Origin of the sequence: Maribacter sp. 2-571, assembly GCF_050589625.1 — a bacterium.
Lineage (GTDB): Bacteria > Bacteroidota > Bacteroidia > Flavobacteriales > Flavobacteriaceae > Pelagihabitans.
Map to the genome: position 1 here is coordinate 25,272 of NZ_JBNGOP010000021.1, position 12,888 is coordinate 38,159.

18 protein-coding genes are annotated in these 12,888 nt (G+C 46.2%); 17 read left to right on the forward strand and 1 reads right to left on the reverse strand.

Translation table 11 applies throughout. The features are described 5' to 3' along the window. The first annotated feature begins 9 nt into the window (after positions 1-9). The 16 genes from ACRD7P_RS14640 to ACRD7P_RS14715 all read left to right on the forward strand — a co-directional run bounded on the left by ACRD7P_RS14640 (position 10) and on the right by ACRD7P_RS14715 (position 11,832). Positions 10-411: a hypothetical protein gene (locus ACRD7P_RS14640; protein ID WP_430908382.1), complete on the forward strand. Its 402-nt coding sequence runs from the start codon at positions 10-12 to the stop codon at positions 409-411. Between the two features lie 3 nt (positions 412-414). After that, positions 415-1,410, forward strand: coding sequence for a BtrH N-terminal domain-containing protein (locus ACRD7P_RS14645; RefSeq protein ID WP_430908383.1), 996 nt, complete (start codon positions 415-417; stop codon positions 1,408-1,410). Positions 1,411-1,433: 23 nt separating this feature from the next. Further along, positions 1,434-2,177, forward strand: a complete 744-nt coding sequence (locus tag ACRD7P_RS14650; RefSeq protein ID WP_430908384.1) for an ABC transporter ATP-binding protein — start codon at positions 1,434-1,436, stop codon at positions 2,175-2,177. Beyond that, positions 2,170-3,438, forward strand: coding sequence for an ABC transporter permease (locus tag ACRD7P_RS14655; RefSeq protein WP_430908385.1), 1,269 nt, complete (start codon positions 2,170-2,172; stop codon positions 3,436-3,438). The genes ACRD7P_RS14650 and ACRD7P_RS14655 overlap by 8 nt, the downstream gene beginning before the upstream one ends. Further along, positions 3,428-3,862, forward strand: coding sequence for an acyl-CoA thioesterase (locus tag ACRD7P_RS14660; protein ID WP_430908386.1), 435 nt, complete (start codon positions 3,428-3,430; stop codon positions 3,860-3,862). Before ACRD7P_RS14655 ends, ACRD7P_RS14660 begins: the two co-directional genes overlap by 11 nt. Beyond that, the gene (locus ACRD7P_RS14665) at positions 3,859-5,007 is read left to right on the forward strand and encodes a beta-ketoacyl-[acyl-carrier-protein] synthase family protein (protein WP_430908387.1); all 1,149 of its coding nucleotides are present in this window, start codon (positions 3,859-3,861) and stop codon (positions 5,005-5,007) included. The genes ACRD7P_RS14660 and ACRD7P_RS14665 overlap by 4 nt, the downstream gene beginning before the upstream one ends. After that, positions 5,004-5,612: a 3-oxoacyl-ACP synthase gene (locus ACRD7P_RS14670; protein WP_430908388.1), complete on the forward strand. Its 609-nt coding sequence runs from the start codon at positions 5,004-5,006 to the stop codon at positions 5,610-5,612. The genes ACRD7P_RS14665 and ACRD7P_RS14670 overlap by 4 nt, the downstream gene beginning before the upstream one ends. Continuing rightward, a complete protein-coding gene (locus ACRD7P_RS14675; protein ID WP_430908389.1) occupies positions 5,609-5,866 on the forward strand; it encodes a phosphopantetheine-binding protein in 258 nt (85 codons plus the stop codon). Before ACRD7P_RS14670 ends, ACRD7P_RS14675 begins: the two co-directional genes overlap by 4 nt. A gap of 139 nt (positions 5,867-6,005) precedes the next feature. After that, positions 6,006-7,205, forward strand: a complete 1,200-nt coding sequence (locus ACRD7P_RS14680; protein WP_430908390.1) for a beta-ketoacyl-[acyl-carrier-protein] synthase family protein — start codon at positions 6,006-6,008, stop codon at positions 7,203-7,205. After that, positions 7,205-8,269, forward strand: a complete 1,065-nt coding sequence (locus ACRD7P_RS14685; protein WP_430908391.1) for a beta-ketoacyl synthase N-terminal-like domain-containing protein — start codon at positions 7,205-7,207, stop codon at positions 8,267-8,269. Before ACRD7P_RS14680 ends, ACRD7P_RS14685 begins: the two co-directional genes overlap by 1 nt. A 35-nt stretch (positions 8,270-8,304) precedes the next feature. Further along, a complete protein-coding gene (locus ACRD7P_RS14690) occupies positions 8,305-9,042 on the forward strand; it encodes a polysaccharide deacetylase family protein (protein ID WP_430908392.1) in 738 nt (245 codons plus the stop codon). Next, on the forward strand, positions 9,032-9,694 hold the full coding sequence (locus ACRD7P_RS14695) for a LolA family protein (protein WP_430908393.1): 663 nt from the start codon (positions 9,032-9,034) through the stop codon (positions 9,692-9,694). Before ACRD7P_RS14690 ends, ACRD7P_RS14695 begins: the two co-directional genes overlap by 11 nt. After that, on the forward strand, positions 9,675-10,280 hold the full coding sequence (locus ACRD7P_RS14700) for a hypothetical protein (RefSeq protein WP_430908394.1): 606 nt from the start codon (positions 9,675-9,677) through the stop codon (positions 10,278-10,280). Before ACRD7P_RS14695 ends, ACRD7P_RS14700 begins: the two co-directional genes overlap by 20 nt. A gap of 91 nt (positions 10,281-10,371) precedes the next feature. Next, positions 10,372-10,746 carry a 3-hydroxyacyl-ACP dehydratase gene (locus tag ACRD7P_RS14705; RefSeq protein ID WP_430908395.1) on the forward strand — a complete coding sequence of 125 codons (375 nt, stop codon included), beginning with the start codon at positions 10,372-10,374 and terminating at the stop codon, positions 10,744-10,746. Beyond that, positions 10,743-11,240, forward strand: coding sequence for a hypothetical protein (locus ACRD7P_RS14710; protein WP_430908396.1), 498 nt, complete (start codon positions 10,743-10,745; stop codon positions 11,238-11,240). The genes ACRD7P_RS14705 and ACRD7P_RS14710 overlap by 4 nt, the downstream gene beginning before the upstream one ends. 133 nt (positions 11,241-11,373) lie before the next feature. Further along, complete coding sequence (locus ACRD7P_RS14715; RefSeq protein ID WP_430908397.1) at positions 11,374-11,832, forward strand: GyrI-like domain-containing protein; 459 nt, start codon at positions 11,374-11,376, stop codon at positions 11,830-11,832. A 65-nt stretch (positions 11,833-11,897) separates the two neighbouring features. On the opposite strand, the gene ACRD7P_RS14720 is transcribed toward ACRD7P_RS14715, so the two are convergent. Then, a complete protein-coding gene (locus tag ACRD7P_RS14720; protein WP_430908398.1) occupies positions 11,898-12,257 on the reverse strand; it encodes a DoxX family protein in 360 nt (119 codons plus the stop codon). 125 nt (positions 12,258-12,382) lie between these two features. On the opposite strand from ACRD7P_RS14720, the gene ACRD7P_RS14725 reads away from it, so the two are divergent. After that, the gene (locus tag ACRD7P_RS14725; RefSeq protein ID WP_430908399.1) at positions 12,383-12,712 is read left to right on the forward strand and encodes a winged helix-turn-helix transcriptional regulator; all 330 of its coding nucleotides are present in this window, start codon (positions 12,383-12,385) and stop codon (positions 12,710-12,712) included. Positions 12,713-12,888 lie beyond the last annotated feature (176 nt).

Consider the following 12,888-nt stretch of genomic DNA (forward strand, 5'->3'; position numbering starts at 1 on the left):
CGAACTACCATGAAAAAAGATGAAGTACCGCAGGACGAAAGTTTTTTAAAGGAAGAACACGGCAAGGAACTGTGTTATGCGGTGGACGAGGAAGGAAACTATACCACGGCCCTAAGCTCTGGTTGGGACGTAAAGACCATTGCGCTCGACAATGCCCTAAAAGTAATCGAAGAACGGGTGGCCGACGCCAAACAACGTGTGTTGAGCGGACACACAAGCCCTATCGAATACTATATGGAGGTATGTAAAATGGAACTCCCCATACTTGCCAGTTATGTGGGCATGTGGCAATGGCGGGTAAAACGCCATTTTAAACCTTCCGTATTCAAAAGGCTCAGTCAAAGGACACTTCAAAAATATGCCGCTGTTTTCGATATTACCGTGGCACAATTACAGCATATAGAACACTGATCCATGAAAATAGATTTCAAGCACCGGCAATCGGCGCATTGTGAAAATGGGGTCATCTCCAATCTTATGGAATACCACGGGTTTCAAGTTAGCGAACCCATGGTGTTCGGTATCGGATCAGGGCTTCTTTTTTGTTATATTCCCTTTGTAAAGATCAATTATGCCCCTTTGATCACCTACCGTGCCATGGCCGGTTTTATCTTTAAACGCTTTGCCAAAAGGGTGGGCATTACCATCAAAAGGGAAAAGTTCAAAGATCCCAAAAGGGCAAAGGACCGATTGGACCAAAACCTGGCCAAGGACAATCCGGTAGGGTTACAAGTGGGGGTTTACAATCTCACCTACTTTCCCGACGAATACCGTTTTCATTTCAATGCCCACAATTTAGTGGTCTATGGCAAGGACGACGACACCTATCTGATCAGCGATCCCGTAATGCAGCACACCACTACCTTGACCGCGGAAGAATTGGAAAAAGTACGTTATGCAAAAGGCCCTTTTGCACCCAAAGGCCATATGTATTACCCCGTGGCCTTTCCCAAAACCTTGGAACTGGAAAAAGCGATAAAAAAGGGGATCCGACATACTTGTCGAGAAATGCTTGCCCCGGTACCCATTGTCGGGGCAAAAGGAGTAAAGACCGTTGCGAAAATGATCCGCAAATGGCCCAAGAAGCATGGAAGCAAAAAAACCAACCACTATCTGGGGCAAATCGTTCGCATGCAAGAAGAGATCGGTACCGGGGGAGGCGGTTTTCGCTATATCTATGCCGCTTTTTTACAAGAGGCCAGTACCGTGCTCAACAACCCGAGCTTGGCGGAACTATCGCAACAGATGACCGAAATCGGAGATCAATGGCGCGATTTTGCCCTTGACGCCTCTCGTTTGTACAAAAACCGAAGTGTCGAAAGCGATGGCTATACCAAGGTAGCGGACCAACTAGAGGCCATCGGCGATCGCGAGGCCGCATTTTTTGCCCAATTGAAAAAAACGATCTAACCACAGGCGGTGAAATGGAAGGAATGATCCAAATATCCGAACTTTCCAAAAAATATAAGGGCGCTACCGACTATTCGGTGCGCCAATTATCGCTGACCATCGGCGAAGGGGAAATATTTGGATTGTTGGGACCCAACGGTGCCGGAAAAACCACCTTGATCTCCATGCTCTGTTCCCTGTTAAAACCGACATCCGGCAGTTTTCGCATCGCCGGGCTGGACTATACGGCACAAAAAAGGCAATTGCAACGGCTCATCGGGATCGTACCACAGGAATACGCCCTATACCCCACCCTAACGGCAATGGAGAACCTTCGGTATTTTGGTAGCATGTACGGCCTTAAGGGAAAGCCGTTGCAAACCAACATCGAACAACAGTTGGTAGGTATGGGCCTCACCGATTTTGCGCACAAAAAGACCAAAACCTTTTCAGGGGGCATGAAAAGGCGCCTCAACCTTATTGCGGGAATCTTGCACCGGCCTAAAGTCCTTTTTTTGGACGAACCTACGGTGGGGGTCGACGTACAGTCGAGATCGGTGATCTTGGAACAGTTAAAACAACTGCAACAAGCGGGAACCACTATCGTATACACCTCGCACCACCTCAACGAAGCGGAGGAGTTTTGCACCGAAGTGGCCATAATCGATAGGGGGACCATTATTTGCAAAGGCGCTCCAAAAACACTGGTTTCCGAAGAAGCGAACGCCCGCCATTTGGAGGATGTTTTTTTAATAAAAACGGGCAAGGCCCTAAGGGACCATGCATAAACTTTTAGCGGCCACATACAAGGAATTGCTTTTACTGACACGGGATTTGGGCGGCCTGGCCGTACTATTTTTGATGCCTTTATTACTGGTCGTTACCGTAACCCTCATACAGGACAGTACGTTCAAAACCTTGGAACCGGTTAAAATACCCCTATTGGTGGTGGACAACGATCAGGGTACCGTTTCCCAAAACATACAACACAACCTCAATAGCGCCGCAATGTTCGAAGTAGTGCCCTCACCGAACGAGAAAGCCGCTCAAAAGCTGGTACAACAGGGAACGTTTCAATTGGCCATTGTTATTCCGGAAAACCTTTCCGAAAGTTTGGCCCAAAGGGTAAACGGGAATGTAGACCGTATCCTTTCTCGCTTTGCGGACGGGGAAAGCGCCGATAGTTTGCAAAAAAATGTGTTGCCCCCCAAGGAAATTCGCTTGTATTTTGATCCCGCTACCCAACAGGCCTTTAAAACATCGGTACGTACCAATATCGATCAAATGGTGGCCAAGCTGGAAAGTGAGGCCGTATACCGAGCCTTTCAGGAACAGCTTACCGAAAACCCGTCGGACGCGCTTTTCGATACCGACCATTTTATAACCTTCACCGAGGCATCCCCGGACGGCGAGCAACAAATGGCGGTTCCCAATGCTACCCAGCACAACATCCCGGCATGGACGCTTTTTGCTATTTTCTTTATCATTTTACCCCTGGGTACCAATATGGTGAACGAAAAAAATCAGGGCACCTTCGTACGGCTTCGAACACAACCGGTTCCCTATTCGATCGTACTGGCGGGAAAGGCCCTTGTTTTTATCGCCGTGGCCATGGTACAATTTGCCCTGATGCTTTTAGTGGGCATGTATCTTTTTCCACTCCTAAACCTGTCCCCGCTCGAGATCAAGGGCAAATTGCCCTTGCTGTTCCTAGTTGCCTTTTTTGCCGGTTTGGCCGCAGTGGGGCTCGGTATTTTGGTAGGGACCATCGCCCGTACCCAAGAACAATCGGCCCCTTTTGCCGCTACCTTTGTAGTAATCCTTGCCGCTATCGGTGGGGTATGGGTGCCCGTATTCGCCATGCCGGGGTTTATGCAGACCCTCTCAAAGGTATCGCCAATGAATTGGGGACTCAATGCCTTTTATGATGTATTTTTGCGGAACGTGGGAATAGCACAACTACTTCCGGAGATTGGTGCATTGAGCCTCTTTTTTATCATAACCACCCTAATTGCCTTACTTTACAATGCCAAAAAAAATGCCATCTAACACCGCCAAAGAAATCAGCCACACCAGTGAGGTACGGGTACGCTTTGCAGAAACAGATCCTTTGGGAATCGTATGGCACGGCAATTACATTCAGTATTTTGAGGACGGTAGGGAATCCTTTGGGCGGCATCACGGTATTTCTTATCTCGACCAAAAAGCGCACAACTTCGCTACGCCCATCGTATCCTCACAATGCGAACACAAACTTCCGCTGACCTACGGGGATGTGGCCACGATCAAAACGACCTATGTAGATTCCGCAGCGGCCAAAATGATCTTCAAATACGAAATCTATAACCCAAAGGGACAGGTGGTCTGCACAGGAAAAACGGTACAGGTGTTTGTTGCGCTCGGTGGGGAGCTTTCGCTTACAGCCCCTGATTTTTTTAAGGATTGGAAACTAAAAATGGGGCTAACGGTATGAGCGCGATATACCTTTCGCACAACAACATCGTTTCCGGTTATGGTTTGGATTCCGCCGTGGCCGTGGAAAACATCCGCGCCGAAAAAACGGCGCTAAAGGTCGTTTCGGACAACAACATTTTGCCCGTACCCATTTGTACCTCCCGACCGGATGCCGGTATATTGAACGATGCTTTTGAAGGATTGCGTACGAAAGAGGACCATACGCGACTGGAGCAGTTATTGCTTCTTTCCATTTCTAAAACGTTACACGCCGCACAGCTACCCATAACCCAAAAAGTAGGACTGATCATTTCTACGACCAAGGGCAATATCGACGTCTTGGAACCCCAAAACCCCTTTTCGGAAAAACGGGCATATCTTGGCGCATTAGGGTACAAAATCAAAACTTTTTTTGGTTTCCAGAACGACGCGATCGTACTTTCCAACGCCTGCGTTTCCGGAGTATTGGCCATAGCGGTCGCCAAACGATTGATCTTGCAGGGCACCTATGACCATGTGGTGGTGGCCGGTGGAGATCTGGTAACCAAATTTATCCTTTCCGGTTTTCACGCCTTTCAGGCACTGAGCAATGCCCCGTGCCGGCCCTATGACCAGCACCGTACCGGTATCAATATTGGGGAGGTGGGTGCCAGTGTACTGGTCACCAAGGACACCGCGCTACTAACGGAGGAAGCGGTAACCGTTTTGGGCGAGGCTTCTTGCAACGACGCCAACCATATTTCGGGACCTTCACGGACCGGGGAAGGACTGTATAGGAGTATTCGTTCGGCATTGGACCAAAGCGGTCTACGACCCGAGGAAATCGATAGCATTTCGGCCCATGGTACCGCTACCCCTTTCAATGACGAAATGGAGGCGATCGCCTTTAACCGAGCGGCCTTGGGCGAGACCCCTTTAAACAGCTTAAAAGGCTATTTTGGGCATACGCTTGGTGCTTCGGGCCTATTGGAAACCATAGTAGGCATGCATGCCCTCGCACAAAATACCCTGTTCGCTTCCAAGGGGTTTCAGGAACTTGGAGTAAGCCAACCATTGCACATTATAACAGAAACGGTCAAAAGACCGATGCGCACTTTTTTAAAGACTGCCTCCGGTTTTGGTGGGTGCAATACGGCAGCCGTTTTTCAAAAAGCAGATCGATGATGCACGCTTCCCATCACATACAAAGCTATTGTCATGTACGCAACGGAAGTGTACTGCTGAACGGCAAAACGATTTTCGAAAGCGCTGCCTCCGATTGGAAGACCTTTTCAAAAACGGCCTATCGGCAACTGGATATGGACCATTCCAAGTTCTTTAAAATGGATACGCTGAGCAAATTGGCCATGATTGCCTCGGAACCCCTTTTAAGATCCGAACCCGAAAAGAACATCGCTTTGGTACTATCCAACAGGGCTTCCAGTTTGGATACGGACCGAAAACATCAAAAAAGCATCGAAGATCCAGAACAGTTTTATCCCAGTCCCGCGGTTTTTGTGTATACCCTTCCCAATATCTGCTTGGGCGAGATCAGTATCAAACACCGTTTGTTTTCGGAAAATAGCTTTTTTGTCTTTGACACCTTTAATGCCGATATACTGTACGACTATGCGACCGGTCTCCTGAACGGCAACAGTGCCGAAAAAGTACTTTGTGGCTGGGTGGACAACGACAACGAAAAGTACGGGGCCTTTTTGTACGTTGTGGCAAAGAATGGTATTTTTACCCATTCGAAAAAGAGAATAAACCAGCTATACCAGACTCCATGAGCGATTTGAAATTAGAACTAAAAGAAAAAATCATCGAGCAACTGAACTTGGAAGATGTCGCCATCGATGAAATAGGGGATACCGATCCGCTTTTTGGTGACGGTCTGGGCCTAGATTCTATCGATGCATTGGAACTTATCGTAATGTTGGACAAGGACTATGGCATTAAGTTGGCCGACCCCAAACAAGGCAGGGACATCTTTGAATCGGTAGCGACCATGGCCGCCTATATCGAAGCCCATAAAAAAGCTTAGGTACCATTTTCTTTCAGTAAACACCCCTTTTTTAAGGTCAAGAATCCGCTAAAGTCGGTAATCAAAACTTCCATTTAAACCCGGTTAAACTTGGGATATTCGTATTTTAGCAGGCGGTAACCGTTTAGCGGAAAACAGCATGGGCAAAGGAGTAGCAATTACGGGTATGGGCATACTATCGGCCATAGGCAACAATGTTGCCGAAAACTACCGTTCCCTTTCGACCGCCAGCCCGGGCATCTCCCGAATTACCAAAATCGATACCATCCATAAAAACGATATTATGGTAGGCGAGATCCGCGCCACCAATTCCGAATTGGAAAAGCAGCTGGGCCTTCCCGAAAATTCGTGGTCCCGCAGTGCATTGATCGGTGCCATTGCCGCAAAAGAAGCAGTAGCCCATGCCAATATTGCGGACCTGCAGGAATACCGGACAGGGTTGATTTCCGGCACTACCGTGGGGGGCATGGACAAATCGGAACAACATTTTTACGATTACTTTGAAAACGATAACGAATGGCACCATATCAACGGCCTGCATGCCGGGGACTCCACTAAAAAAATTGCCCAAAGCTTGGGTCTGGAAGCGAGTTTTGCCACCACGATCAGTACCGCGTGCTCCTCTGCCGCAAACGCCATACTATTGGGTGCGCGCATGATAAGATCGGGCCGATTGGACCGGGTAATCGTGGGCGGAACGGATTCCCTTTCCAAGTTTACCATAAACGGTTTCAAAACCTTGATGATCTTATCGGACACCTGCAACACCCCTTTTGATGATCAGCGTAAAGGGCTCAACCTCGGTGAGGCGGCAGCCTATTTGGTATTGGAGTCGGATAAGGTGGTGAAAAAAACGCAGAAAGCGGTGTTAGGCTATGTAAAAGGCTACGGAAATGCCAATGATGCCTTTCACCAAACCGCCTCCTCGGAAAACGGTGATGGAGCGGTTTTGGCCATGGAAAAAGCGCTACAGGTTGCCGGAATCGCAGCTACCGAGATCGATTATGTGAACGCCCACGGTACCGCAACGCCCAACAACGACCTTTCCGAAGGACGGGCCATGTTACGGGTATTTGAAAACAAGGTGCCCGACTTCAGTTCCACCAAAGCTTTTACGGGCCATACCTTGGCCACGGCGGGAGCGGTAGAGGCCGTGTATAGCATACTGGCGCTCCAAAACAATACCGTTTTCCCCAACCTCAACTTTGAAACGCCCATGTCGGAATTTGAACTACGACCACAAACCACCCTAAAAACAAAGGAACTGCATACGGTATTGTCCAACTCTTTTGGTTTTGGCGGCAATTGTACCACCCTATTATTTTCAAAAGAGGCATGATGAAACCGGTATACATAACGGGTATCGGTTCGGTTTCCGCACAAAAAACCTATGATAACGAAACTTTTTTGGAGGAGGTTCGGGCCTACTCCGACACTACGATAACGGTACTGGACCCCGACTATAAGGCTTACATCCCTAGGGCTGCCGCTCGGCGAATGGCCAAAGGCATAAAAATGAGTACGGTAAGCTCAAAAACGGCATTGGACGATGCCGGATTGACCAAGGTAGACGCCATCATCGTCGGTACCGGACTGGGTTGCATCGGGGATTCCGAAAAATTTGTGAGCGCCATTATCGATAACAAGGAACAATTTTTAACCCCGACACGCTTTATCCAGTCCTCGCACAATACGGTTTCCGGGCAGATCGCTATCGGCTTGAGCTGTAAAGGCTATAATTATACCTATGTGCATTCGGCGATCTCTTTTGAATCCACGTTGATCGATGCACAAATGCAACTGGGCGCCGAAGAGGCTGACCACATTTTGGTCGGGGGCGTAGACGAGGTGGTCGCACACCATGTAAACACGCACCGCCTGATCGGGCACGTAAAGCAAAACCCGGTCGCCTCGGATGCGCTATTACGGTCGAACACCCCGGGTTGTGTTATGGGCGAGGGAGCCCATTTTTTTACCCTTGGCCATAAAAAAACACCTTCGGCTTATGCCGAATTGGTGGGCGTGCGTACCTACAACACCTTAGCGGAAGAAAAACTGGAGGAAACGGTGCTTGCCTTTTTGGAGGAACATGGCGAAACCCCGGAAAGTATCGACCTGGTGGTATTGGGGAACAATGGGGATGTTGCCTATGACCATTACTATGCGGTGCTGACCAAGGGAATTTTCAACGAACATCCGCAGGCGTATTACAAACATCTTTCCGGTGAGTTCGATACCGCTAGCGCCTTTGGGTTTTGGTTGGCCGCTAAAATGTTAAGAACGGGAACGGTTCCTACTGTCGTTCAATTGAACCGAGCTCCAGTAAAAAAACCCAAAACCATATTGCTTTATAACCAATACAGGGGAGAAAACCACAGTTTGGTGGTGCTACGACAATGCTAAAGCGCCGTTTCATAAATAAAGCAGGGGTTCTTTTTTTGGCCCTCACCGCTATTGCCGGCTTTTTTTTTCATACCTCGTGGTGGTGGTCGGGCGCAGTACTCTTTATATGGTTCTGGATCACCTTATTGGGTTCTTTTCTGATCCGATGGAACTATCACTTGAAAGCCATCCATTCCAATAAAAAAATTCAGGACAATTGGGTTTCCATTACTTTCGATGACGGTCCGAATGTGGACATTACCCCAAAAGTGCTACAGCTCTTGGATGCCTATAATGCGAAGGCTACTTTTTTTTGTATCGGCAAGCAGGCAAAGGCGCACCCGCAGTTGCTAAAAGAAATCGTGGCCAAGGGCCATACCCTGGGCAACCATACCTATAGCCATGCCAGGTCGTTCGGGTTTCTTGGCACACAACAGGTGATGGACGAGCTTCGCAAGACCAACGACCTTATCGAAAAGATTACCGGATTAAAAATGCGCCTGTATCGGCCCTGTTTTGCTGTGACCAACCCACAGATCGAAAAGGCCGTCGCACAATTGGGACTGCATGTGATCGGATGGAACGTACGTTCGCTGGACACCACACCCCGGCCGGCTTCCATGGTGTTGAAACGAATTACCTCCAAAACTTCAAAAGGGGACGTGATCTTGTTACATGATACCAGTGAGAAAAGCGTAGCGGTTTTGGAACAGTTATTGTTATTTTTACAGGAAAACAACCTACGATCGGTTCCGGTGGACCGGTTGTTACAGCGCAACGCATATGCCAAATAACCTGATAAGCTTCTCCTTTGGTACGAAACGGAATTCCCTGATGCCACTGTTCGTCCTCTTGTTTTTTTCGGTTTCGTTAACGGCACAGACCGCTATGAGCGGTACTGAGGCCAAAGCCCTTCGTACGCTGGTAAAAACGCAGGCCAATGCGACCCGCACCATCAGCAGTAGCTTTACCCAATACAAACATTTGGATTTTTTGACCAACGACATCGAATCCAAGGGAAAAATGGCCTTCAAGGCCCCCGATCTGGTAAAGTGGGAATACACCGAACCCTTTGCATACTCGGTACTTTTTAAAGATCAAAAGTTATACATCGACGATGCAGGGCAAAAAAGCGACATGGACCTCAGCAGCAGTAAGGTGTTCAAACAGTTGAACACTTTGATTACCGCCAGCATCCGAGGGGATATGTTCGATGAGAATGCCTTCGATATTTCCTATTTTAAACAAGAAAAAGGGAGCCTTGTACATTTTTTCCCAAAAGATGAACAGTTCGCGGATTTTATCAAGGCATTTCATATCACCTTCAATATGCAAGGAGAGGTCGATAAAGTAAAAATGATAGAACCTTCGGACGACTATACCCTTATCGTTTTTAGCGACCGAAAACAAAACCAATCCCTACCCGATGCGGTTTTTGCTCAGTAGTATTTTTCTATTGCTGGTCAGCTGTGCCCCCTATCCTAAAAAACAAGGATTTTCCGCTAACGCACTATCAAAAGAGACCCTGGTCAATCCTTTTTTTTCCGACGCTACAAAAGATTATGTCTACAAATCGAAGATTACGATATATGACAAGACCTTGGGCGGCATCCTGATCATCAAAAAAACGGCCGAGGAACAACATCGTATCGTTTTCACAACGGAAATGGGAAATACGATATTTGACTTTACCCTGACGGGAGAACAGTTTAAAGTAAACCGCATACTGGCCGATCTGGACCGTAAAATAATCGTAAAAACACTCCAAAGGGACTTTACGGCCTTGATCAAGGAAAACCTAATGGCCACCAAAGGCTTTACCAACGGAACGACAACGATACGGCAAGCCAAACTGTTGGGAAAATTCCATTATTACACTTTTGAAAACGGAAAACTCGTTCAAATAACGCGAACGGGAAACACAAGGGAAAAAGTGGTTTTTCGTTTCTCGGGAATTAATGATAACATTGCACAAGAAATCCAAATCGACCACCAGAACATAAGGTTGCAGATCGGTTTAAAATCCTTTTGATAGCGCCTTAATTTTGAATTGGTATGAGATAGCTAGTTCGCTCCGGGGATGTACCGTTGCGGAGAGCATAAAACGGGTTAAAAAGAGAAGTATGTTGATCGAAGGACTGTATTCCATAGAAACGTTCGAACAAGAGGACGCTACGGTAACCGCTACCGTAAAATTGCATAAGGAACATGCCGTATTTAAAGGGCATTTTCCCGGTAACCCCGTAATGCCGGGCGTATGCATGATACAGATGATCAAAGAGCTTACCGAAAAAGCCTTGGACAAGGAACTGTTTTTATCCGTGGCATCCAACATCAAGTTTATGGCCATCATCAACCCGGAAAAGAACGATACCATACGTTTGGCATTGACCATTACGGAGACGCCCGATACCTTTAAAGTGAAGAACACCGTACATTTTGAAGATACCTTGGCACTAAAGTTAAGCGCTACCTTCACACCAAAAACGAGGGTATGAAGTGCGTAGCCTTCCTACTCGCCTTTTTCATATTTTGGTCCGATACCCCGGAAATTTCGGAGGTGCGAAACGCCTATCGCCAAGCTTCCGATAGCGAAGCCATAGCGGTACAATTGCACGGAGACCTTGTTACCGTTTCCAGGACATCCGACCCCGTATTATTGGCATATAAGGGCGCAGCCACTACGCTAATGGCAAAACATGCAACAACTATAAAAGAGAAAAAAAAGTATTTTAAGGAAGGGAAGGACAATTTGGAGTATGCCTTAGCGAAAGACCCCAACAATATCGAAATTCGTTTTATACGCTTGAGCGTACAGGAAAATGCCCCAAAAATTACCGGCTACCGTAAAAACCGAAACGAAGACAAGGCATTTCTTTTGGAACATTTAACCAAAGTGAAGGACAGGGCACTGAAACGCTACCTCAAGGAGTTTGTAGCTGAATCGACCAGTTTTACTTCGGCCGAAAAGGAACAGGTCGCCGGCACCTGAACCCCGTGGCACCAATGATGCATTGAAAAGTTATTGGATTATCCAGAGGTTATATGTCATTTAAAATGAAAAAACGACAATTAGCATAGTAATACTGACCATTGCTTTATCATTTGAAAACAATCGTGGATATATGGAACAAAATTTAGCTGAATTCAAGATAATCGGAATTTCAATCCAAACGACCAACGAGGGCGGACAATCCACTGAAGATATAGGTAAACTTTGGGGTCAATTCTACTCAGATGGAATTTCGGACAAAATACCTAACAAACGCTCTGAAGAAGTTTATTCGATTTATACCGACTATGAAACGGATCATACTGGAAAAATTAGAGCAATAATCGGACAGAAAGTAACATCCTTGGACAAAATTCCCGACGGACTTATCGGGCGGGAATTTAAAGGCGGAGAATATAGCAAACTTGTGGCAAAAGGAGAAATGCCAAATGCAATCGTCGACCTATGGAAAAAGGTCTGGAAAGAAGGTAAAGAACTAAAACGTAGATACACAGCGGACTTTGAAATTTATGGAGCGAAATCACAAAACGGAGCGGATTCGGAAGTGGACGTATTTATTGCGACGGAATAAATACCCCCTGTAACAAAACCTCCTAACCGTTAGCTGCAAACCAAAAAAAAATCCGATTAGTGAATTCAATGAAATGTTATTGAAAAACTAGAATCTAAAAACAGCGCTGCGATAATCAAAATTATCATTAGAACGGCAGGAATGTTCCTTTCCATAAAATTGTGTTTTAAAACAATATGTGCAGCTAGTCCACCAACCGCAAATGGCAATAAACCGATTAAGGCAAACGGTCTGATACTCGAAAACCAGAGACCAATAACACCCGTGATTTCTAATACGCCGATCATGCGCATTACCACTCCACCATTATTCATTTCTTCCATTCGACTTTTCATCGGTTCCATCCCGATCAATTTTTGAGTACCTGCTATCGAATAAATTAAGCTGATAATTCCAAGAGCGGTATAAAAAAGCGTTAGTTCCATATAAATACATTTTTTATACATGTAAATATAATCTCAATAATATACTTTTGAAAGTAGTAACCAAATAGTATATTAGTTTCTTTTTATATAGTTGTTTGATAATCAATTTTCTAAATTTAATTAAAATGAAAGAATGTGAAAATAAAGTTTCATCCCTGCAATTTATATTGAAGGTTTTAGGTGGAAAATGGAAAATCCATATCCTATCAAAACTCTATTTTGGAAAAAGAAGGTTTAAAGAACTGGAGAGGGAAGTAGATGGGATTTCACCTAAAATGTTGAGTAAAGAATTAAAAGACTTGGAATCGATCGGAATTGTCAATAGAAATACATTTAATACAGTTCCGATTACGGTAGAATATAGCTTATCGGAAGAGGGGTTGACTTTAAAACCCATACTTGATCAAATGATGGAATGGTCGGCCAAGTTCAGAGCGTTAAAAGTAGGCAGGTGACATTTTGTGCAAACATAGCCGGTAACCGTCTGAACCGAGCAGTTTGTATGTATGGGCCGAACCCGGCAAAAGATTAAAACAAGACATAAAATCGGGCGATGTGCTCATCCAAAAAGTAAGCGTCTTTTTACACCTTAGCTTTCATCCCCACTACCGATTTCAAATACTCCCCATAA

Coding starts and splice junctions, on each gene's coding strand:
- ACRD7P_RS14665 (WP_430908387.1), top strand. CDS start 3,859: ATGAGCGCGATATACCTTTCGCACAACAACATCGTTTCCGGTTATGGT.
- ACRD7P_RS14670 (WP_430908388.1), top strand. CDS start 5,004: ATGATGCACGCTTCCCATCACATACAAAGCTATTGTCATGTACGCAAC.
- ACRD7P_RS14660 (WP_430908386.1), top strand. CDS start 3,428: ATGCCATCTAACACCGCCAAAGAAATCAGCCACACCAGTGAGGTACGG.
- ACRD7P_RS14645 (WP_430908383.1), top strand. CDS start 415: ATGAAAATAGATTTCAAGCACCGGCAATCGGCGCATTGTGAAAATGGG.
- ACRD7P_RS14675 (WP_430908389.1), top strand. CDS start 5,609: ATGAGCGATTTGAAATTAGAACTAAAAGAAAAAATCATCGAGCAACTG.
- ACRD7P_RS14640 (WP_430908382.1), top strand. CDS start 10: ATGAAAAAAGATGAAGTACCGCAGGACGAAAGTTTTTTAAAGGAAGAA.
- ACRD7P_RS14655 (WP_430908385.1), top strand. CDS start 2,170: ATGCATAAACTTTTAGCGGCCACATACAAGGAATTGCTTTTACTGACA.
- ACRD7P_RS14715 (WP_430908397.1), top strand. CDS start 11,374: ATGGAACAAAATTTAGCTGAATTCAAGATAATCGGAATTTCAATCCAA.
- ACRD7P_RS14705 (WP_430908395.1), top strand. CDS start 10,372: ATGTTGATCGAAGGACTGTATTCCATAGAAACGTTCGAACAAGAGGAC.
- ACRD7P_RS14680 (WP_430908390.1), top strand. CDS start 6,006: ATGGGCAAAGGAGTAGCAATTACGGGTATGGGCATACTATCGGCCATA.
- ACRD7P_RS14725 (WP_430908399.1), top strand. CDS start 12,383: ATGAAAGAATGTGAAAATAAAGTTTCATCCCTGCAATTTATATTGAAG.
- ACRD7P_RS14710 (WP_430908396.1), top strand. CDS start 10,743: ATGAAGTGCGTAGCCTTCCTACTCGCCTTTTTCATATTTTGGTCCGAT.
- ACRD7P_RS14700 (WP_430908394.1), top strand. CDS start 9,675: ATGCGGTTTTTGCTCAGTAGTATTTTTCTATTGCTGGTCAGCTGTGCC.
- ACRD7P_RS14650 (WP_430908384.1), top strand. CDS start 1,434: ATGATCCAAATATCCGAACTTTCCAAAAAATATAAGGGCGCTACCGAC.
- ACRD7P_RS14720 (WP_430908398.1), bottom strand. CDS start 12,257: ATGGAACTAACGCTTTTTTATACCGCTCTTGGAATTATCAGCTTAATT.
- ACRD7P_RS14685 (WP_430908391.1), top strand. CDS start 7,205: ATGAAACCGGTATACATAACGGGTATCGGTTCGGTTTCCGCACAAAAA.
- ACRD7P_RS14695 (WP_430908393.1), top strand. CDS start 9,032: ATGCCAAATAACCTGATAAGCTTCTCCTTTGGTACGAAACGGAATTCC.